Here is a 1,481-nt window from a genome sequence, read left to right as displayed (position 1 = left end):
CCCCGTGTCCGCATTCCGCCCCCCGCCATGCCGGGGCCCGCCCCCCGTCACGACGACGGCCGCCCCGCCCCACATCGGACGCCTCGCCTGGCCGGCTGGATCGCCGCCGGCAGCGCGATGATCGCCCTGGCCGCCCCCACGCCGTACATCGTGGAGAGCCCCGGACCCGCGATCGACGTGCTCGGCACCTACGAGGGCCACGAGGTGCTCACGGTGACGGTGACCGGGGACGAGGACACCGCGCAGGTGGACGACCACGGCGGCTCCGAGGGACGCCTGGACATGACCACGGTGCTGGTCGGCGGCCCGCCCACCGGCACCACGACGGCCACCGACCTGTTCGGGGCGCTGCTGGACCCCGGTGCGGATGTGCTTCCGCGGGAGCTCGTGTATCCGACCGGCACCACTTCCGAGGAGGTCAGCGCCGGCAACACGGCCGCGATGGCCTCCTCCCAGGAGATCGCCACGGCCGCCGCGCTCACCGAGCTCGGCGTGGACTACCGCACCCGGCTGACCGTGCAGGAGTTCACGCCAGGCAGCGCCGCGGAGGGCACGCTGGAGACCGGCGACGAGATCCTCGACGCCGACGGCGAGCCCGTCACGGACGTCCCCGCGCTGAAGGGGGTCCTGAACGCCTCGGGCGGCGACCCGGTCCCCATGACCGTCCGCCGGGACGGGGACGAGCAGGTCCTTGACGTGCCGGTGGCCGCCGCGCCGGAGGGCGGCCCGGACCGCTGGCTGATGGGCGCCTACCTCCAACAGGGCTTCGAGTTCCCCGTGCAGGTGGACATCGCCCTGGAGGACGTCGGCGGCCCCTCCGCCGGCCTCATGTTCGCCCTGTCGATCGTGGACCGGCTGTCCCCGGGGGACCTGACCGGCGGCAGGCACATCGCCGGCACGGGCACGATCACCCCGGACGGGGCCGTCGGTGCGATCGGCGGCATCCCGCAGAAGGTCCTCGGCGCCCGGGAGGCGGGGGCGGAGGCGTTCCTCGCGCCGGTGGACAACTGCGCAGATCTGGACGGTCGGGTCCCCGAGGGTCTGACCGTGTACGCCGTGGACACGCTGTCCACGGCCCGGGCCACGGTGGAGGCCGTGGCCGAGGGGCGCACACCCGAGGGGTGCGCACCTGCGGCTGAGGACGGCCGCACCATGACCAGGACGGTGGGGGCCCGGCAGGACGACGTGCCGGGCAGGCCCGCACCGACACCACGGCGGATCCGCAGGCGCGGACCGTCGACGACCACGCACCCGTCCCGCCGTCCGGTGGGACAGAAAGCATCAAAGAGGAGACGAGTGAGCTTGGGACAGTCAGGAAGCGGGCCCTTCGGCGGCCCGCCGCATCAGGGAGGATCCGGCGGATCGTCGGGCAGGGGCGACGGCGGCCCCTTCGGCGCCTTCGGACCCTTCAACCCCTTCGGCGGCAACGGCGACGGCGAGGACGGCGGCCGCGGCGGGTCCGGGAGCGGCCCGTTCGGCGG

Annotated in this window: 1 protein-coding gene; it reads left to right on the top strand. The window is 74.8% G+C overall.

The window, feature by feature from the left end; translation table 11 throughout:
* Positions 1-27 precede the first annotated feature (27 nt).
* The coding region (locus AC2W7A_RS12335) for a YlbL family protein (protein ID WP_485991601.1) at positions 28-1,481 on the top strand (1,454 nt) is incomplete at its 3' end.

The organism is Micrococcus sp. LASM2_SD2, assembly GCF_057364565.1.
The sequence above is the reverse complement of the archived record's forward strand: the minus strand, read 5'-3'. Positions and strand labels throughout refer to the sequence as shown.